Genomic DNA, 21,154 nt, shown 5'->3' on the forward strand with positions numbered 1-21,154 from the left:
TGTAGGAGGAAAAACAATGGGCAAAAGTAAAGATAAAACTGGAAGCGATGAACTTTTTAGATGGGACGGCAATCCGACACCTGGACAGATTGCGCCACTGGCGATTCAGCATGTATTGGCAGCGGTAGTAGGATGTGTAACACCTGCGATTCTGGTTGCGAATGCTGCTAACAATGCTGGAGGAAGCGTAGACACTGGATTATTGATTCAGATGTCTCTGGTATTTGCAGCATTGTCAACGCTGTTACAGTTGTATGGAAATAAGATTCATATCGGATCAGGTCTCCCGGTTATTATCGGAGTCAGCTTTGCTTATGTGCCAACAATGACAGCAATTGCTTCTCAGGCAAAGGGAGTCGATACGATCCTGGGAGCGATGGTAATTGGCGGTATAGTAGCAATTTTAGTAGGATTATTTATTAAACAGATTCGAAAAGTATTCCCGCCACTTGTTATCGGAACAGTTATTTTCGCAATCGGACTTTCTTTATATAAGACAGCGATCAACTATATGGCTGGTAACGCAGCAAACACATATGAGTTGATAGTAGAACAGCAGGGTAAAACTGCTGCATTAGTATATGGTTCTTGGCAGAACTGGCTGATTTCAATCATTACACTTGCAATTGTAATAGGATTGAATCACTATGGAAAAGGCTTATTTAAACTTGCTTCTATTTTGATTGGTTTACTTTGTGGATACGTTCTTGCTCTTTGCTTTGGAATGGTTGATTTCTCAGCATTGCATTCAGCAGGATGGTTCCAGCTTCCAAAACCAATGGCATTTGGTATGAGTTTTGATGTTTCAGCAATTATACCACTTGCATTGTTATTCCTGGTTAATTCTATTCAGGCAATGGGAGATTTCTCAGCAACAACAACTGGTGGTATGGACAGATTACCTACAGATAAAGAGTTAAACGGCGGTATCATCGGATATGGTATCAGTAATATCGTAAGTGCATTCTTCGGATGCCCTCCGACAGCAACGTTCAGCCAGAATGTAGGTATTGTAGGTTCTACAAAAGTAGTAGCAAGAAAAGTATTTGCAACTTCAGCAGGAATTTTACTCGTTGCAGGTTTAATTCCTAAGTTTTCTGCATTACTTCGTACAATTCCACAGTGTGTACTTGGTGGAGCTGTAGCTTCTGTATTTGCGTCAATCGCTATGACAGGTATTAAGCTTCTTGTAAGTGAAGGTATGTCAGCGAGAAATACAACAGTTGCAGGTATCGCAATTGCAGTAGGAATGGGTGTATCACAGAGTAGCGGATGCTTAAACCAGATGACACAGAGCATTTACAATGGCCTTGGCATGACAATGGGTCTGGAGAATTTCCAGTCAATTATTAACAATACATTTGCATCATCACCGGTAGTATTGGCAACAATCTTCGCTGTAATTTTGAATCTTGTACTTCCAAAAGATGAAGCAAAGAAAAATTAAGTAAAGTATACTCAGGGAGGTTTTAATATGAGTGAATTAATGACACCTATGTCGTTCGAACATCTTTTAAACTGGATTTTAAAAGAACACAAACAGTATGGAACAGTTTTTGGGGAACATGATCCATATGTTGCAGATAGCAAAAACAATCGTGAGATTTTCGGCCGTGCGCTGGAAACTCCAATCGGACCGGCAGCTGGTCCTCATACACAGCTGACACAGAATATCGTTGCTGCATACTATACAGGAAGCCGTTTCTTCGAATTGAAAACAGTTCAGAAAATGGATGGAGCAGAGCTTGCAGCATGCGTAAACAAACCATGTATCGTCGCTGATGATGAGTGCTATAACTGTGAGTGGTCTACAGAGTTATATGTACCACAGGCAATGGAAGAATATATCAAAGCATGGTTCTTATTGAAAGTATTGGCAAAAGAATACAAGCTTGGTGATCCAGATGGATTCCAGTTCAACATCAGTGTTGGATACGATCTGGAAGGAATTAAGAGTGAGAAGATTGATACATTCTTAAATACAATGCAGAATGCAGCAGATTGTGAAGTATTTAAAAACTGCAAACAGTATCTGTTAGATCATGTTGATCTCTTTGAGAATGTAACAAAAGAAGATATCGAAGCGATTCAGCCGGAAATCTGTAATTCAGCTACAATTTCTACATTGCACGGATGCCCTCCGCAGGAGATTGAAAGAATTGCAATGCACTTGATCACAGAAAAAGGATACAACACATTTATTAAATGTAATCCAACACTTCTCGGATATGAGTATGCAAGAAAAACAATGGATGATATGGGATATGACTATGTTGCATTCGGTGATTTCCATTTCAAAGATGACCTTCAGTATGAAGATGCAGTTCCAATGCTTCAGAGACTGATGGCTGTATGTAAAGAACGTAATCTGGAATTTGGTGTAAAAATTACAAACACATTCCCGGTTGATGTAAAACAGAACGAACTTCCAAGCGAAGAGATGTATATGTCAGGTAAATCTCTGTATGCATTGTCTATGTCTGTAGCAGAGAAACTTGCGAAAGACTTTGACGGACAGCTTCGTATTTCTTACTCCGGTGGTGCTGATTACTTCAATATTAAAGGAATCGTTGATTCTGGAATCTGGCCTGTAACAATGGCAACAACAATGTTGAAACCAGGTGGATACCAGAGAGTAAAACAGATGGCAGAAATTCTTGAAAAAGAAAATGACGTATTTACAGGAATTGATGCAGAGGCAGTATCTGCATTAGTAGAAGCAGCTAAGAAAGATCCACATCATGTAAAAGCTATAAAACCACTTCCATCAAGAAAGATGAAAGAAAGTGTTCCTCTGTTGGATTGTTTCGAAGCACCATGTAAAGCAGGATGTCCTATTCACCAGGATATTACAACTTATCTTGAGCTTGTAAGCGAAGGAAAATATGAAGAGGCAATGGAAGTTATCACAGAGAAAAACCCACTTCCATTTATTACAGGTACAATTTGTGCACACAATTGTATGAGCAAATGTACACGTAACTTCTACGAAGATCCTGTACACATCCGTAACATGAAACTGCTTGCAGCTGAGAACGGATATGAAGCATGGCTGAAGAAACAGGGCGTACCTGCAGTGACAAAAGAAGGCAAGGCAGCTGTTGTCGGTGGTGGACCGGCTGGTATGGCAGCAGCATACTTCTTAAGAAGAGCTGGAATGGATGTTACAATCTTTGAGCAGAACGATGCTCTCGGTGGAGTTGTAAGACATGTGATTCCTGAATTTAGAATTGCTTCAAGTGCAATCGATAAAGATGCAGAGATTTTAAATACACTTGGAGTTCACGTTGAACTTAATACACGTGTTAAGAGTGTAGACGAATTGAGAGCTGAAGGATTTGATAAAGTAATCCTTGCAGTAGGAGCATCAAAACCTGGAACATTGAGATTAGAAGAAGGAGATGCTACAAATGCATTAGAGTTCCTGGCTGATTTCAAGGCAAACAATGGTGAGTTAAACATTGGTAAGAATGTTGTAGTTATCGGTGGTGGTAACACAGCTATGGATACAGCAAGAGCAGCAAAACGCACAACAGGTGTTGAGAATGTATATCTTGTATACAGAAGAACAAAGAGATTTATGCCTGCTGATGCAGAAGAGCTGGAGATGGCTATCGAAGACGGTGTAGAATTCAAAGAGCTTCTTTCACCAGTTAAAGTAGTTGATGGAAAACTGACATGTAAAGTGATGAAACTTGGTGACATCGATGAGTCAGGAAGACGTAGTGTTGTTGAGACAGATGAGATTTGCGAGATTGCAGCAGATACAGTGATCGCAGCTGTCGGAGAAAAAGTTCCAACAAAACTCTATGAAGCAAATAGAATCAATGTAAGTGAAAGAGGAAAAGCACTTGTAAACGATGATACATTAGAGTCTAATGTAGAGGGTGTTTATGTAGTTGGTGATGGTCTCGGCGGACCGGCAACTGTTGTTGAAGGAATTCGCGATGGTAAGAAAGCAGCAGAGGCGATTATCGGAACAGCTCTTTCAAGAGACTTTGATGAGAAACTTGAAAGTGAAACAATCTTTGCAAGACAGGGAATCTTAGAATCAGAGAAAAAAGGACAGGCTGAGTCAACACGTTGTCTTGGATGTTCAACAATTTGTGAGAACTGTGTTCAGGTATGTCCAAACCGTGCAAATGTAGCAGTACATGTACCGGGAATGGAAAAAGCACAGATCATCCATGTGGATTCTATGTGTAATGAATGTGGTAACTGTAAGAGCTTCTGCCCATACAGCAGTGCACCATACAAAGATAAATTCACATACTTTGAGAAACCAGAAGATATGTCTGACAGTACAAATCAGGGATTTGCAATTCTTGACAGAGAGAAAGTAAGATGCAAGGTAAGATTCCTTGGAGACGAGTTCATCTGGACAAAAGGAGAAGCTACAAAACTTCCTGAAGGACTGCAGAAATTAATTGAGGCTGTAATTGCAGATGGTATTTTATGATTTTACAATATAACTTAGGTAATTTACAAAAAGTAAATAACTACCGAGAGGCATTCCAACTTGTTGGGATGCCTTCTCAGGTTGTTTCATTTGTCGGGGGCGGAGGAAAAACAACCACAATCCGCCGTTTAGCAAAAACATATTGGGAAGAGGAAATTCCGGTAGTCGTGACAACGACAACGCATATGAGATATGAAGATGTTCCATATATGCTGCTGGAGGAATCAATAGAAAAATTAATTGAATTATTAGATGTTTATGGAAAATGTGTTGTGGGAAATGCAACAGACAGGAAGACAGCAGACGGAACATCAAAATTTTGTTCAACTTCAGAATCATTTTTTGAAGAGATATGTCAGGAAATGGAGCGAAGAGGTGGTGTTGTTCTTGTAGAAGCAGACGGAGCAAAGGAACTGCCATGTAAGGTTCCGGAAGAATGGGAACCGGTAATTCCGAAACAAACAACACAGGTTGTGGCTGTATATGGACTTGATGCGATTGGAAAAACATTTGCAGAAACTTGTTTTCGGGCAGAATTAGCGGCAGAGTTACTGCATAAAAAAATAGAAGATAAAGTGACGACAGATGATATTGTTTGTCTTGCTGTATCTGAATTGGGATCGAGAAAGTCGGTAGGAAATAAAAAATTACATTTATTATTAAACAAGGCAGATTCAGATGAGCGTATTGCGTATGCATTGCAAATTTGTAAAAAAATAGATACAATGTCAGAAAAGCCCGAAAATATTCTTATTACGGGATATGATTTATATGAAAGCAGGTAAAGGAGATTGTCATGAAGATTTGGATTAGAGGTGCCGGGGATTTGGCAACAGGAATCGCATCCAGATTATATAGAAGCGGACATCAACTCTTGATGACAGAGCTTCCGGTGCCTTTGACCGTGCGAAGGACAGTAGCGTTGTCAAGAGCAGTATATGAACAGCATGCAGAAGTGGAAGATATGTCTGCGTTGCTTGTGCATTCAATAAAAGAAGCACTGGAAGTACAAGCTATAGGAAAAATCCCTGTTATTATCGAAGAACCGGAAGTGATTTTAAAAGAATATCAGCCGGATGTTGTTGTGGATGCAATTCTTGCTAAAAGAAATCTGGGTACAGAAATTTCCTGGGCACCGTTTGTTGTAGGTGTAGGACCTGGATTTACAGCAGGAGTAGATTGTCACTGTGTTGTTGAGACGAAGCGAGGTCATACATTGGGGGATGTAATCTGGAAAGGAGAGCCGATTCCAAATACCGGAGTACCTGGAAATGTTGGAGGATTTACGCTTGAACGTTTGATCAAAGCTACGGCAGATGGAGTGATTGAACCAAAGGTACAGATTGGGGATATTGTGGAAAAAGGGCAGCTTGTAGCAATAACAGGAGGGAAACCGGTCTATGCAAAGATGTCTGGAATTGTGCGCGGAATGCTTCAGCCAGGAGTGACTGTGCAGAAAAACCTAAAAGCCGGTGATATTGACGCAAGATGTGAAAGAAAAAACTGCTATCTTATTTCTGATAAGGCAAGAGCTATCGGCGGAGGCGTATTGGAGGCAGTTACTCAGTTTGAACGTATTTATGGGCAATATGCAGTTGTTGTGCTTGCAGCCGGAAGTGGAAGCCGATTTGGTGGAAATAAATTGCAGGAATTAAAGTCCGATAAACCGATGTACCAATATATGTTAGATAAGATGGAAGGACTAAAAGGTTTTCCGACATATATTGTAACCGGAGCAGATGATATTGCGGAGGCAGCGAAGAAGTATGGAATGAATATTGTAGAGAATAAGAAACCGGAAGAAGGAATTTCCCGTTCGGTAAAACTTGGACTGGAGGCATGCTTAGCAGAACATCCTGAGATAAGAGGAATTTTGTTCAGTGTTTGTGATCAGCCGGAACTTACATTTTCCACAATGTTTACATTAATCCGTAAGGCAATGCTTCGCCCACAGCAGATTATTTGCACAGGAAAAGACAAAGAAATGGGCAATCCGGTACTTTGGGATAAAAAATATTTTTCTGAGTTGATGAAACTTACAGGCGATGTTGGCGGAAAGAAAGTTATGCAGAATCATTTACAGGATATTATTATAGTAGAAATAGATGAAGCAGAATTAAAGGATATTGATTATCGCAGAGATTTGGAATAATCTGTACAATCGGAATTGTGCATGATATAATAGACGAGAAAAGTCAACAGTTTATGTATTAGACACAATAAAAGGAGGCCTAATTATATGTGGACGAGAGCAGATTTAAAAACAAGAGCAAAAGTTGCATTTAAACGAAATTATTGGACAGCAGTGCTTGTTGCATTTGTTATGACAATATTTGGTGCAGTTGGAAGTGGAGGCAATGCGGCAAAGAGCATATCCGACGGATATAATTCCGGAGGAAGTGCAGAAGCAATTGCATTTTCATTGGTAGTGGCTGCCATAGCAGCACTTAGTGGGCTGGTATTGCTTGTATTGTCTATCTTTGTTGGGAATGCATTGGAAGTTGGTGGATGTCGATTCTTTATTACCAATCAGACAGAACAGGCACAGGCAGGAACACTAGCCTATGCGTTCAAATCAGGAAATTATGGAAATATAATCCTGACTATCTTTTTGAGAGATTTGTACACAGTCTTGTGGTCATTGTTATTTGTAATACCGGGAATTATTAAGAGTTATGAATACCTTATGGTTCCATATATTCTGGCAGAGAATCCGGCTATGAACAGAAAAGAAGCATTTCTTATAAGTAAAAAGATGATGATGGGGCAAAAATGGAATGCATTTGTGCTAGATTTATCATTTCTTGGTTGGAGATGTTTAGAGGCAATTACATTTGGTATTCTTGGAATCTTTTATGTTGAACCTTATATACAGGCAACAACAGCGGAATTATATGCTTATAATCGTACGATAGCATATCAGAATGGATATATAAGATAATGGATATGTAAGACAGATAAGTTAAAAAATCGATTTGTTTGGTCGAAGCAAATGGCTGCGGACAGCACATGCTGTGTGCAGCCATTTTCCTCTAACTTATTGAAACAACGAATAATTCGAAGTTCCTGTATCGTATGAAATTATCTTATCAAACAATTGTGACTGAAAGGTGTCATAGATAAAAAGAATTTCTTAAAATTCTTAAATTGGTATGAACTGGAGATTATTTATCATTTATCATTTACAATGTGCATGCAGTCATGATCGGCTGCATGCCATTTTGTTTTATTTGATTCATATTGTTCAAATAGCCAGGAAATTGCATCATCCATGCCTTCTTCAGAAATAGGGAAGGATGCAGAAGTCTTTTCCTCATCGGGAGTTTGCTCAAAACACCATGGTTCAGGATAAACAAAAGCTGTAAAGCTTTCTTTACTATCATCACAAAGGAAATAATATCGCATGCCATGATGACATCCGGAAAACGGTTCTTTTTTTAGTCCATTTACAGGAACGAGTCTTTTATCAATCATAAATACACATCCAATCTTTATAGAGTATCAAATAGAAATATAAAATTAGTATATAATAAATATAAGAGAAAATTCAAGAGATAACGTGAAGAGAGTTTTTTGGATTAAAGAAAGAGCAGAAAAATATTTTTAGACAAAAAGGAAGAGCCACATCGCTGTGACTCAAGGGGGAAAAAGTTTATGAAAAAGTGTTCTTTCTTTTGAACAATTACAGTATAGGAAAAAGATATTAGGAAACTATGATTCATTTTTGAACGAATTGTTAACAAATCAGAACAAAAATGTGTATTCACTCCGGAAAAGTACAAAAAATCGATTTTTTAGGAAAATCTTGTATTATTTTATAGCCTTTTTGGCAAATTCAGTAGTTACTAAATCTTCATAAGGGGTACGTTTTTCTAGTTCACCTGCAGTTTCAAGGATATCTTGAAGCAGATCGAAGCTAGATTTTTCAAAAACTAAATTATCTTTCCAAGTGTCCTGATCATAGTATCGGGTTACAATTGTAGTAATGGTATTCAAATCTGTTTCCGGAAATTGTGGTTCAATTACTTTTGCAATTTCAAAAGGAGAGTGGGACTGTACATAGTCCATTCCTTTTTGTAAAGCATTTGTAAAGCCTTGAATGGTGTCAGGATATTGATTAATATAGCTTTGTTTTGCACTGTAAGCAGTGTAAGGAACGTATCCGCTGTCCTTACCGAGTGAAGCTACAACATAACCTTTGTTTTCACTTTCGAGTATGGTGGCGCTTGGTTCGAATTCAATGGTGTAGTCACCTAATCCTTCAGAAAATGCGGCTGCAGTTGAGCCAAAATCAATACTTTGGTTGATGGTGAGATCTGTGGTTGGGTCGATATCATGCTGTTTTAGAATGTATTCAAATACCATTTCCGGCATGCCACCTTTGCGTCCGCCAAGCACATTTTTACCCTTTAAATCATCCCAATCAAAATCTGGCATTTCTTCACGTGCGACGAGGAAATTTCCGGCACGTTGGGTAAGCTGGGCGAAGTTTACTACATGATCGTTCGCACCTTCATTATAAGTGTAGATGGATGATTCCGAACCCATAAATCCAATATCTGCCTCACCTGAGAGTACAGCGGTCATAGTTTTATCGGCTCCAAAACCAGTAACGAGAGTAAGCTTTATGCCTTCATCTTCAAAATAGCCATTCTCAATAGCAACATACATTGGAGCGTAAAAGATAGAGTGAGCAACTTCATTTAGAGTGACAGAGACTGTTTCGGGTGTGTTCGAGACAGCTTTTGTAGTATTATTTGGGGTATGCGAGACAGTATCATCTGCGTGGTCAGAGCCACAGGCAGATAATAGACTGACAGCCAGGGTAGAAGCGAGAAGTATAGGAATAAATTTCTTTTTCATAAATCCTCCTGGAATAAAAAGAGTTTCTTATTTAATATATGCGAGTATAAAAAATAGGTGATCAGTATTTGGATTTACGTTATCATTACAAACAATTTTGGAAAAATCAATAGTGACTTTAAGATGTAATCATGATAGAATCATAAGGAAACATTTATAAAAAGAAGAAAGGAACCTCTATTCGTGATGAATGCGAATAGATATAGAAGAAACAGATGAATACACAAGAACGTAAGAGAAGCAGTTTTTCGGGAAAACTGGGATATGTATTATCAGCGGCCGGAGCATCGGTAGGTCTTGGTAACATATGGAGATTCCCATATTTGGCAGCAAAATATGGCGGGGGTATATTTCTGCTGATTTATATTTTGCTTGCACTGACATTTGGTTATACAATGATCGTTGCAGAATCAGCAATCGGACGTATGACAAGAAAGAGTCCTGTTGGGGCATTTAAGTCATTTGGAAAAGCAAAATGGTTATCATTTGGAGGATGGATTAATGCGATCATCCCGATTTTAATCGTACCATATTATTCAGTAATCGGTGGATGGGTAATCAAATATCTGGTAGAGTATATCAAAGGAAACGGTAAGAGCCTGGCAGCGGATGGATACTTTTCTGAATTTATTTCAAATGGAGTATCAACAGAGTTGTGTTTCCTTGTATTTTGTCTCTTTACATTAGCTATCATTTATGCGGGTGTTCGCAATGGTATTGAGAGAGTGTCAAAGATGATGATGCCGGTTTTGATTTTGCTGTCTGTGATTATTGCAATTTATTCCGTTACAAGACCGGGAGCAATCGAAGGTGTAAAGTATTTCCTTATCCCGAATGTAAAGAATTTCTCATGGATGACAGTAGTTGCAGCTATGGGACAGATGTTTTATTCTTTATCAATTGCGATGGGAATTTTGATCACATTTGGTTCTTATATGAAAAAAGACGTCTCACTTGAGGATTCTACAAGAAATGTAGAAGTATTCGATACTGCAATTGCAATGATGGCAGGTCTTATGATTATTCCGGCAGTGTTTGCATTTTCAGGTGGGGACCCGGACACATTACAGGCCGGCCCTTCATTGATGTTTATTACAATCCCTAAAGTATTCCAGAATATGGGATTTGGAACAGCGGTCGGAATTCTGTTCTTCTTACTTGTATTGTTTGCAGCAATTACAAGTTCAATTGCTTTGACAGAAAGTGCAGTGTCTACATTTGAAGATGAATTAAGATGGAACAGAAAGAAATCGACAATTATAGTGGGAATTATTATGGTTGCCCTTGGAAGCTTATCCTCACTGGGATACGGACCACTTGCGGTTGTGAAAATTATCGGTATGCAATTTCTGGATTTCTTTGATTTTATGACAAACTCTGTTATGATGCCAATCGCAGCAGTGATGACATGTTTATTAGTGTCAAAAGTTGTTGGAATACAGCGAATTGAAGAAGAAGTCATGCAGGGAGAAAGTTCATTCCGCAGAAGAAAAATATTTATTGTGATGATCAAATATTTATGCCCGATTTTTGCAGTTATTATATTATTAAGTTCTGTTGCAAATGCATTTGGCTGGATTTCGATGTAAAGAATGAGGGTGAATAAGGCAGATTAATCATGCTGGTAGGTGCAACGGCTATTGTCATAGCAGCAGACATGATTTACAGAAGAAAAAGAAACAAATAATGTTTTATATCATTAATAGACGTTCGACTTGAATAAGGCATCCCATGGCAAATTATAAGAAAGTATTTGTCAAGGGATGTCTTTTTTATCCTAAAAGGGAACAGGATGTTTTTTTGTTGGAAAATAATGAATAAAAAAAAGTGCATGTGACCCAAAACCTAAAAAAAATTTAGAATGTAAAAAACATTTTGAGAAAAAGATTGCTTTTTAGTTGAATTGTGATAAAATATAAAGAGATAGAACAACATATAAGTAAAAAATTAACAAAAAACCAAGACGAATTTAGGGCTTCGTTTTGGATGATATGTTGAAATGAGAAAGGAGATTCTGATATGGCAACGTTTATCGTTAATGGACGAGAGGTTACCCCAACAAAAAATCAGAAGCTGTTAAGATTCCTCCGCGACGAATTACATTTGACATCAGCAAAAGATGGATGTAGTGAAGGCGCCTGTGGAGCCTGTACAGTTATTATTGATGGGCAGACCTGTAAATCATGTGTTCCGGATACAAATTCACTTGAGGGAAGAAGTGTAATCACGGTAGAAGGACTGACAGAGTGGGAGAAAAAGGTATACACATATGCTTACGGAAAAGCGGGAGCAGTACAGTGTGGATTTTGTATCCCAGGTATGGTAATGTGTACAAAAGCATTGCTGGATGTGAATCCAGAACCGACAGATGATGAGATAAAATATGCACTCCGCAATAATTATTGCAGATGTACAGGATATGTTAAAATCATGGATGCGGTTCGTCTGGCAGCTAAGATTCTGAGAGAGGGAGCAGTTCCGGATGATGGGGAAGATGACTGGACACTTGGAACAAGCGTAGCTAGAGTAGATGTAGAGGAAAAAGTACTTGGAACAGGAAAATATCCGGACGACTATTGTCTGGAAGGTATGTTATACGGTGTTGCACTGAGAAGTAAATATCCTCGTGCACGTGTGCTTTCAATTGATACATCGAAAGCAGAGGCACTTCCAAAGGTGGTTTCAGTAGTGACAGCGAAAGATATTCCAGGCGAGAATAAGATTGGACATTTGAAGCATGACCAGTATTCACTGATTCCGGAAGGCGGTCTGACACATTATCTTGGAGATGCAATTGCATTGATCGCAGCAGAAGATTTGGAGACAGCCGAGAAGGCTAAAAAGTTAATTAAAGTAGAATATGAGGTTCTTCCACATGTTCATACAATTGAAGAGGCCGCAGCTCCAGATGCACCAAAGGTATATGATGAAGAAGAGAATAACATTTGTGCTTATAAGCATATCAGTCGTGGTAATGCAGATGAAGCAATTAAAAATTCCAAATATGTGCTTTCACATCATTTTGAAACACCATGGACAGAGCATGCATTCCTTGAGCCGGAATGTGCAGTATCTTTCTATGATGAAGAGGGAGACATTTTCGTTTATTCTACAGACCAGTCCGCACATCAGACATTGAAAGAATGTAGAATGTTGCTTGGAACAGATAAAGTAAAAGTACAGAATGCTCTTGTCGGCGGTGGATTTGGCGGTAAAGAGGATATGACAGTACAACATCTTAGTGCTTTACTCACATATGTTACAAAGAAACCGGTTAAGATGAGATTAACAAGAGCCGAGTCACTTCTTGTTCATCCGAAGCGTCATCCATTTTATATGGATTTCACAATGGGATGTGATGAAAATGGAGTGATCCAGGGAGTAAAAGCGAAAGTAACTTCTGACACAGGTGCATTTGCATCACTTGGAGGTCCGGTATTGGAACGTGCATGTACACATGCAGCAGGTCCATATCATTATGAGAACTTCGAGATTGAAGGAACTGCTTATTATACAAACAATCCACCGGCAGGAGCATTCCGTGGATTTGGTGTTACTCAGACATGTTTTGCAACAGAGACATTGTTGAATATGATGGCAGATAAAGTCGGCATTACACCTTGGGAAATTCGTTATCGTAATGCAATCCGTCCGGGAGAAGTATTACCGAATGGTCAGATTGTAGATGAATCTACAGGTTTAGTGGAAACACTGGAAGCAGTGAAAGAGGAATATGATGCAGCATTGGCTGAAGGAAAAGCAGTCGGACTGGGCTGTGCGATGAAGAATGCCGGTGTTGGTGTTGGTATTCCAGATACAGGTCGTGTGAAACTGATCGTAGAAGAGGATGAAAAGTTACACATTTTTACAGGTGCATCTTGTATCGGACAAGGATTGGGAACAGTACTTGTACAGATGATCGTAACTAATACAGACCTGAAACGTGATGATATCGTATATGAGAGAAGTAATACATGGGTTTCACCTGATTCTGGAACAACATCCGGATCACGTCAGACATTGGTTACAGGTGAAGCATGCCGCAGAGCTTGTGAGAAATTCATGGAAGAAAGAAAAGCAGGAAAATCCATGAAAGATATGATAGGGGAAGTGTATTATGGAGAATATCTTGCTAAGACAGATCCGCTTGGAGCAGATGTGCCGAATCCTGTTTCCCACGTTGCTTATGGATATGCTACACAGGTATGTATCATTGATAAAAAGACAGGTAAGATTGAAAAGATGATCGCAGCTCATGATGTCGGTAAAGCAGTCAATCCATTATCCTGTGAAGGCCAGATCGAAGGCGGAGTTGTTATGTCTATGGGATACGCACTTCGCGAGCAGTATCCAATTGATGAAAACTGTAAGCCAATTGATAAATATGGTTCACTGAGATTATTCCGTTCACATGAAATCCCAGAGATTGAGGCAATCGTAATTGATAAACCGGGACTGAATGTGGCATGCGGAGCAATTGGAATCGGAGAGATCACATCGATTCCAACAGCACCGGCAATCGCAGATGCATATTGTAGATACGATGGAGAGAGACGTTTTAGTCTTCCATTGTGTAACACACCATATGAAAGGAAGGATTGATTATGGCAATAAAAAAGAAATTTCCATATCGTTCAGCGGTTGTAGCCTGTAATGGAGGATGTAGAGCGAACAGCGAAGAGCCAACATGTACAAAAGGTTGTATCGGTTGTGGCGAGTGTGTAAATAATTGTAAATTTGGTGCAATTTCAATCAATGAATACAAAGTTGCAGAAGTAGACGAAGAAAAATGTATCGCATGTGGAAAATGTGTAAAAGCCTGTCCACAGGAAATTATCCATATTCATGAATGTGCAAATTATATCGTAGTGAAATGTTCAAATGATGCTAAGGGAGCCGATGCTCGTAAAGAGTGTGAAGTAAGCTGTATTGGATGTGGTATCTGCGAAAAAACTTGTACAGCCGGAGCAATTAAAGTAATAGATAATTGTGCGGTGATCAACGAAGAATTATGTTTGAGCTGTGGCATGTGTGCAGTGAAATGTCCAAGACATGCAATTTATGACTTAAGGGGAATTTATACAAAAGTCAGATAAGGCTAAAAAGAAAATATTGAAGTTTATGAGAAGATGAGAGACTTGTAAATCTGGTAAAAAATATCAGATTTACAAGTCTTTTTTTGATATTTTAGAAAAGCGTTTTCTTTGTTCATACTTGACACAAGTACGAAATCGGACTATACTAAAAACAAGTACGAAATCAGACTTATAGGAGGAAATATGGATCAAGAAAAGAAACCAGGAATATACATGAGTTCATATCTTTGTGAATTTAATCGTATTTTTAAAGAATTCAATGATATTTACCATGATGTAGCATTGAGATTAGGACTGTCGAACAGTGCCTTTGATATTTTTTATGCCATTTGCGAATTGGGGGATGGATGTTTACAGCGTGATATTTGTAAGACAACATTTATTCCGAAACAGACAGTAAATTCATCTATACGCAATCTCGAAAGAGAAGGATACTTGACATTAGTACACGGAAAAGGAAGGAATATGCACATTTATTTAACAGAAAGAGGAAAAAAGATGTTAAAAAATGTGATCTATCCGGTTATTGATGTGGAAAATGATTCATTTAAAGGACTCACAGATGAAGAGAGTGAACTGCTCTTGCGATTACTTGAAAAATATAATGTAGAGTTGAAGCATGGATTTGAGAAATTACCATGTATAAAAGAAAAAATGGATGAAGAAAAAGTGGACGGAGGAAGATAGCGTGAAGATACAACTATCAGAACATTTTACATATCGAAAATTATTAAGATTTGTAATGCCATCTATTATAATGATGATTTTTACATCAATTTACAGTGTAGTGGATGGATTATTTGTATCAAATTATGTGGGCAAAACAGCATTGGCATCGATCAATCTGATTTTACCTTTTATAATGGGAATATCAGCGCTTGGCTTTATGATTGGTACTGGAGGAAGTGCTATCGTAGCAACAACAATAGGAGAGGGCAAAAAAGATCTGGCTAATGAATATTTCTCATTGTTAGTGTATGTAACGACAATCGGAGGAATTTTATTATCTATTTTAGGAATGTTTTTGACACCGGCTGTCGCTTCAGCACTTGGTGCAGAGGGAGAGCTTCTTAAGGATTGTATCTTGTATGGAAGAATTTCATTTATCTCTATGCCGGCATTTATGCTACAGAATGTGTTTCAGAGCTTTTTTGTAGCTGCAGAAAAACCGAAATTAGGATTAGGTGTGATTATTACAGCAGGTGTTACGAATATGGTGCTGGATTTACTTTTTGTCGGTCTGTGTGGATTTGGACTGGCAGGTGCCGCAGTTGCAACAGTGTGCGGCGAATTTATAGGAGGTCTTTTCCCGATAATCTATTTTGCGAGAAAGAATTCCAGTCTGCTTCAACTTGGAAAAACACATTTGGATGTGCGTATTATTGTTAAGACTTGTGTAAATGGTTCATCAGAGCTTATGACAAACCTTTCAAGTTCCATCGTAAACTCGTTATTTAATATTCAGCTTATGAAATTTGCCGGGGAAAATGGTGTGGCTGCATATGGAACAATCATGTATGTAAGTTTCGTATTTGTATCTATTTTCCTTGGATATTCAATTGGAAGTGCACCACTTATCAGCTATAACTATGGTGCGGCTAATCATACAGAATTGAAAAATCTATTTAGAAAGAGTCTGAGTCTGATAGGAATTTCCGGCGTAGCAATTGCAATATTATCACAGTTCCTTGCAATTCCGCTGTCGATTTTATTTGTTGGATATGATAAAGAATTACTTTTGATGACACAGCATGCATTCCGAATTTATTGTCTGGTATATTTAGTAAATGGATTTAATATTTATGGGTCATCTTTTTTCACAGCACTTAATAATGGACTAATATCAGCAGTTATTTCATTTTTGCGAACACTGCTTTTCCAGGTTGGTACAGTTATTGTGTTGCCGATGATATTTGGTATTGATGGGATTTGGTCGGCAGTGACAATTGCAGAAATATTGACTTTATGTGTGACAGTGACATTTTTGGTAAAGCAAAGGGAAAGATATCATTATGCGTAAGAAATGTCCAGAATAGGATAAGAAAATTCTTTTTTGCGAAGACGTTTTGAAGTATACTAATAGTTAGTAAAGGTAGAACGAAAGGAGGTCCAGGCGATGGACGTAAGAAGCATAGGGGAAGCAATCAAAAATGGAAATACTGCTTTAGGGATTGAATTTGGATCGACACGTATCAAAGCAGTTTTGATTGATGCACAGAACCAGCCAATCGCATCAGGAAGCCATGACTGGGAGAATCATTTAAAAAATAATATTTGGACGTATCCATTAGAGGAAGTGTGGAGCGGACTGCAGGATTGTTATGCAAATTTGAAAAAAGAAGTAAAAGAAAAATATGGTGTTACAATCACAACATTTGGGGCAATGGGATTTAGTGCGATGATGCATGGATACCTTGCTTTTGATGAGAAAGATGAGCAGCTGGCAGAGTTCCGTACATGGAGAAATACAATTACAGAGCAGGCTTCTGAAGAATTATCAAAAGTATTTCAGTTCCATATCCCGCAACGTTGGAGTATTGCACATTTGTATCAGGCAATTTTAAATGGGGAAGAGCATGTAAAGGATGTAAGATTTTTCACAACACTTGCAGGCTATATCCATTGGCAGCTGACGGGAGAAAAGGCAATCGGAATTGGAGATGCGGCAGGAATGTTCCCAATTGATTCGGCTACAAAGGATTGGGATGTGAATATGATTGGACAGTTTGATCAGCTTGTCGAAGCGAAAGCATTTCCATGGAAATTAGAAGAGTTACTTCCGAAGGTACTGGTTGCCGGAGATGCGGCAGGCGTTTTGACTGAAGCAGGAGCAAAATTGTTAGATACAGAGGGTGATTTACAGGCTGGAATCCCTGTTTGCCCACCAGAAGGAGACGCCGGAACAGGTATGGCTGCAACGAATAGTGTAGCTGTCCGTACAGGAAATGTTTCTGCCGGAACAAGTGTATTTGCAATGGCAGTTTTGGAAAATCCGTTGTCTAAACCATATGACGAAATCGATATGGTTACAACACCGGCGGGAGATCCTGTTGCGATGGTACACTGCAATAACTGTACATCAGATTTGAATGCATGGGTAAATCTTTTGAAAGAATGTGTGGAAGCATTTGGCGTGAAAGTGGATATGAATACATTGTTCGGAACATTGTATAACAAAGCGCTGGAGGGGGATGCTGATTGTGGCGGACTTCTTGCATATAATTATTTTTCAGGAGAGCATATTACAGGATTTGAGGCAGGTCGTCCGATGTTCGTGCGTAAGCCAGAAAGCAAATTTAATCTTGCAAACTTTATGAGAGTGCATTTGAGTACATCGCTCGGAGCATTAAAAACAGGTATGGATATTCTGACAAAGCAGGAACATGTGGAGTTAGATAAGATGTTAGGTCATGGCGGACTGTTTAAGACAAAAGGAGTCGGACAGAGAATCCTTGCAGCTGCGATTGATACACCTGTATATGTTATGGAGACAGCAGGAGAAGGTGGAGCATGGGGAATTGCACTGCTTGCTTCTTATATGTTAAATAAAGAAGAGGGCGAGTCATTGACTTCTTATCTTGCACAGAAAGTATTCGGTGGAGAAGAAGGAGAACGCATGGATCCGGTTGCATCAGATGTCGAAGGTTTTGAAGCATTTATGCAGAATTATAAAAAAGGTCTTGCGATTGAACGTGCAGCTGTAGAATCTCTTCGATAAAAAATACTTGAATTATAAAAACGTTTTTGATAAAATCTCAAGAGGATGACACTAGGGACGGAGTTTAGTGGACTTTTTTGCTGGCAAAAAAGCCACTAAACTCCGTCCCTGAATGATTTGTTTATAAATGGTTGTTTTTTAGAGGAGTTAAATAATGAGCAAGACAATGACAAATGATATGACATCAGGAAATCCTACAAAATTAATCATTAATTTTATGATTCCACTTTTTCTTGGAAATTTGTTTCAGCAATTTTATAATATTGCAGATTCTGTTGTTGCCGGAAAGTTTGTGGGGGTAAATGCTTTGGCAGCGATAGGTTCAACGACATCTCTTATGTTTTTGGTTACTGGTTTGTTAAATGGTGCCGGCAGTGGTTTTGCAATTTTGATATCACAATGGTTTGGGGCAAAGGATTATAAAAATATGCGGAGATATCTGGCAATGTCCCTATATCTGATGGTGATTATTGTAGTTGTTATGACGGTTGGACTGAGTTTGGCAAATGAACCTCTTTTGCGATTGATGAATTCGCCGGAAAACTTGATCGGAGATATAAAAAGTTATATGGGTGTAATCTATGCGGGATTATTTGCAACTGGGGCATACAATATGCTTGCGGCAGTCCTAAGGGCGGTTGGAGATTCAAAATCGCCACTTTATTTTTTGATTATTTCAGGTGTGATCAATATTATCCTTGATATCGTATTTGTTATATGTCTTGGAACCGGTGTTGTAGGCTGCGGTTATGCAACAGTGATCGCACAGGGAATTTCAGCGGTATTATGTTTCATATATATCTTGAAAAAATTTCCGATTCTACATTTAAAAAAGGAAGATTTTGAATTTTCAGGAGAGTTATGCAGAAGATTACTGGCGCTTGGTGTGCCGATGGCATTGCAGTTTTCGATTACATCAATCGGAACAATTATTGTTCAGACAGCCATAAATGTATATGGTGCGACTTGTATAGCCGGTTTTGCAGCAGGTGGAAAAATTCAGAGTGTGATGGGAGTTATTTTTATTTCCTATGGCGCAGCAATGGCAACTTATGTTGGACAGAACTGTGGAGCAGGAAGGATGGATCGAGTAAGGCAAGGTGTGCGAAGCACACAGATTATGGTTTTGATCTGGAGTTTTGTATTGATGGCCTTGGTATTATTGTTTGGAAAATATGCAATTTATCTGTTTGTGGATCGAACAGAAACAGATGTGGTCGAGGCGGCACTTACCTATTTCAAAGCAGTCGCATGGTGTTATCCTTTTCTCGGCAGTATTTTTATTTATCGAAACGCCCTGCAGGGAATGGGATATGGGCTTGTGCCAATGCTTGGCGGAGTGTTTGAGCTTGTAGCAAGAACAATAATCGTTATAAGTGTGGCCGGAAAAGCAAGTTATTTTGGGGTGTGCCTGTCAGACCCGGCGGCATGGATAGCAGCTTTGATTCCATTGATACCATACTATATTTATATAATGCGGAAGGTGTGATGTGGAAGTGGTGCCAGTTGGGGACGGAGTTTAGTGGCTTTTTTGCGAGCAAAAAAGCCGCTAAACTCCGTCCCCAACTGGTCACCCTCGCCCACCGACTCCCTTCCCTGAAAAATTTAAGTGAGGAGAGTGAAATATGCAGCAGTTACAAAAGGACATGACAAGTGGAAGTCCTACAAAAATTATTTTAAATTTTACATTTCCCATTTTTATAGGAAATGTATTTCAGCAATTTTATAATATGGCAGATACCGTGATTGTCGGTAAATTTGTGGGAACGAAGGCATTGGCGGCAGTTGGAAGTACAGGAACGATCATGTTTTTGATTTATGGATTTGTAACAGGAATGACAGCCGGATTTACTGTACTAACAGCACAGAAATTTGGTGCGGGTGATATGAAAGCAATGAGACAGACGGTAGGTGGTGCTGCCGTGTTGACAACGATTGTGACGATTATATTGACGACGCTGGGACTGTTGTTTATGAAGCCATTGCTGATATTTATGAAAACACCATCGGATATTTTTAAGGATGCTTATGCTTACATTATGATCATTTGTGCAGGAATTGCGGCACAGATGTTATACAATTTGATGGCAAGCATTTTAAGAGCATTGGGAAATAGTAAAGTTCCGTTATATTTCCTGATATTATCGGCACTTTTAAATATTGCATTAGATTTATTGTTGATTATCGTATTTGGGCTTGGTGCTTCCGGAGCGGCATATGCAACGGTGATTGCACAGGGAATATCCGGATTACTGTGCCTGGTTTATGTAAAGTTGAAGGTTCCGTTGCTTCATTTGGAAAGAGATGATTGGAGACCAAAGGGACATTTATTAAAAATGCAGTTTGCAGTTGGCGTGCCGATGGCATTGCAGTACTCCATTACAGCAATCGGTACAATGATGGTTCAGACATCCCAGAATCTGCTCGGCTCCAATATTGTCGCAGCATTTACGGCAGCAAGTAAAATTGAACAGGTAGTTACTCAGGCGTATGTTGCACTAGGAACAACAATGGCGACATACTGTGCACAAAATATCGGTGCAGGTAAGATAAAAAGAATCCGTAAAGGATTCAAATCAGCAACTATTATGGCAAGTATTTATGCAGTTGTTACGGCAGCTTTGATAATGACAGTCGGAAAATATATGACATATTTGTTTGTGTCAGATAATGTGATTGAAATTATGAGCAATGTAGATATTTATTTGAAATGTATCGGAGTATTCTTTATTCCACTTGCAATCGTGAATCTATATCGAAATGGAATTCAAGGAATGGGCTATGGACTACTTCCGATGATGGCAGGTGTGGCAGAGTTGGTCGGACGAGGAGTAGTAGCAGTGATCGCAGCAAATAAAAGAAGTTATTTTGGTGTTTGCATGGCAAGTCCCGCAGCATGGGTGCTGGCAGGTGGATTACTGCTTGTAATGTATTATTATATTATGTTGAAGGATATGAAAAGAAAATTTCCGAATCGAATAGAGTAGTGCCATTTGGGGACTGAGTTTAGTGTGCCAT

At 38.9% G+C, this 21,154-nt stretch carries 15 protein-coding genes; 13 read left to right on the forward strand and 2 right to left on the reverse strand.

Annotation, left to right across the window (positions count from 1 at the left end; all coding sequences use genetic code 11):
- Positions 1-16: 16 nt before the first annotated feature.
- The 5 genes from H8S40_RS04810 to H8S40_RS04830 all read left to right on the forward strand — a co-directional run bounded on the left by H8S40_RS04810 (position 17) and on the right by H8S40_RS04830 (position 7,400).
- On the forward strand, positions 17-1,447 hold the full coding sequence (locus H8S40_RS04810; protein ID WP_118724846.1) for a uracil-xanthine permease family protein: 1,431 nt from the start codon (positions 17-19) through the stop codon (positions 1,445-1,447).
- Between the two features lie 27 nt (positions 1,448-1,474).
- Entirely contained in the window at positions 1,475-4,459 is a 2,985-nt protein-coding gene (gene ygfK / locus H8S40_RS04815; RefSeq protein ID WP_186864699.1) for a putative selenate reductase subunit YgfK, read from the forward strand.
- Positions 4,456-5,244 carry a selenium cofactor biosynthesis protein YqeC gene (yqeC, locus tag H8S40_RS04820; protein ID WP_186864700.1) on the forward strand — a complete coding sequence of 263 codons (789 nt, stop codon included), beginning with the start codon at positions 4,456-4,458 and terminating at the stop codon, positions 5,242-5,244. Before ygfK ends, yqeC begins: the two co-directional genes overlap by 4 nt.
- An 11-nt stretch (positions 5,245-5,255) precedes the next feature.
- Positions 5,256-6,611, forward strand: coding sequence for a selenium-dependent molybdenum cofactor biosynthesis protein YqeB (gene yqeB / locus H8S40_RS04825; protein ID WP_186864701.1), 1,356 nt, complete (start codon positions 5,256-5,258; stop codon positions 6,609-6,611).
- Positions 6,612-6,698: 87 nt separating this feature from the next.
- The gene (locus H8S40_RS04830; RefSeq protein ID WP_186864702.1) at positions 6,699-7,400 is read left to right on the forward strand and encodes a DUF975 family protein; all 702 of its coding nucleotides are present in this window, start codon (positions 6,699-6,701) and stop codon (positions 7,398-7,400) included.
- Between the two features lie 230 nt (positions 7,401-7,630).
- Here H8S40_RS04830 and H8S40_RS04835 read toward each other — a convergent pair whose 3' ends face one another.
- Both H8S40_RS04835 and H8S40_RS04840 read right to left on the reverse strand, forming a co-directional pair.
- Positions 7,631-7,933: a hypothetical protein gene (locus H8S40_RS04835; RefSeq protein ID WP_117991661.1), complete on the reverse strand. Its 303-nt coding sequence runs from the start codon at positions 7,931-7,933 to the stop codon at positions 7,631-7,633.
- Between the two features lie 336 nt (positions 7,934-8,269).
- Complete coding sequence (locus tag H8S40_RS04840; protein WP_186864703.1) at positions 8,270-9,322, reverse strand: ABC transporter substrate-binding protein; 1,053 nt, start codon at positions 9,320-9,322, stop codon at positions 8,270-8,272.
- A gap of 215 nt (positions 9,323-9,537) precedes the next feature.
- Here H8S40_RS04840 and H8S40_RS04845 point away from each other — a divergent pair, with 215 nt between their 5' ends.
- From H8S40_RS04845 to H8S40_RS04880, 8 genes are all read left to right on the forward strand, one after another.
- On the forward strand, positions 9,538-10,911 hold the full coding sequence (locus tag H8S40_RS04845) for a sodium-dependent transporter (protein WP_186864704.1): 1,374 nt from the start codon (positions 9,538-9,540) through the stop codon (positions 10,909-10,911).
- A gap of 430 nt (positions 10,912-11,341) precedes the next feature.
- Entirely contained in the window at positions 11,342-13,924 is a 2,583-nt protein-coding gene (gene xdh, locus H8S40_RS04850) for a selenium-dependent xanthine dehydrogenase (RefSeq protein ID WP_186864705.1), read from the forward strand.
- A 2-nt stretch (positions 13,925-13,926) separates the two neighbouring features.
- Positions 13,927-14,418 carry a 4Fe-4S binding protein gene (locus H8S40_RS04855; protein WP_186864706.1) on the forward strand — a complete coding sequence of 164 codons (492 nt, stop codon included), beginning with the start codon at positions 13,927-13,929 and terminating at the stop codon, positions 14,416-14,418.
- A gap of 183 nt (positions 14,419-14,601) precedes the next feature.
- Complete coding sequence (locus H8S40_RS04860) at positions 14,602-15,105, forward strand: MarR family winged helix-turn-helix transcriptional regulator (RefSeq protein WP_243116295.1); 504 nt, start codon at positions 14,602-14,604, stop codon at positions 15,103-15,105.
- Position 15,106: 1 nt separating this feature from the next.
- The gene (locus H8S40_RS04865; RefSeq protein ID WP_186864707.1) at positions 15,107-16,438 is read left to right on the forward strand and encodes an MATE family efflux transporter; all 1,332 of its coding nucleotides are present in this window, start codon (positions 15,107-15,109) and stop codon (positions 16,436-16,438) included.
- Positions 16,439-16,534: 96 nt separating this feature from the next.
- The gene (locus H8S40_RS04870; RefSeq protein WP_186864708.1) at positions 16,535-18,136 is read left to right on the forward strand and encodes a xylulokinase; all 1,602 of its coding nucleotides are present in this window, start codon (positions 16,535-16,537) and stop codon (positions 18,134-18,136) included.
- A gap of 154 nt (positions 18,137-18,290) precedes the next feature.
- A complete protein-coding gene (locus H8S40_RS04875) occupies positions 18,291-19,625 on the forward strand; it encodes an MATE family efflux transporter (protein ID WP_186864709.1) in 1,335 nt (444 codons plus the stop codon).
- 136 nt (positions 19,626-19,761) lie between these two features.
- Complete coding sequence (locus H8S40_RS04880; RefSeq protein ID WP_186864710.1) at positions 19,762-21,123, forward strand: MATE family efflux transporter; 1,362 nt, start codon at positions 19,762-19,764, stop codon at positions 21,121-21,123.
- Positions 21,124-21,154 lie beyond the last annotated feature (31 nt).

Source organism: Ruminococcus hominis, assembly GCF_014287355.1.
Classification (GTDB): domain Bacteria; phylum Bacillota; class Clostridia; order Lachnospirales; family Lachnospiraceae; genus Schaedlerella; species Schaedlerella hominis.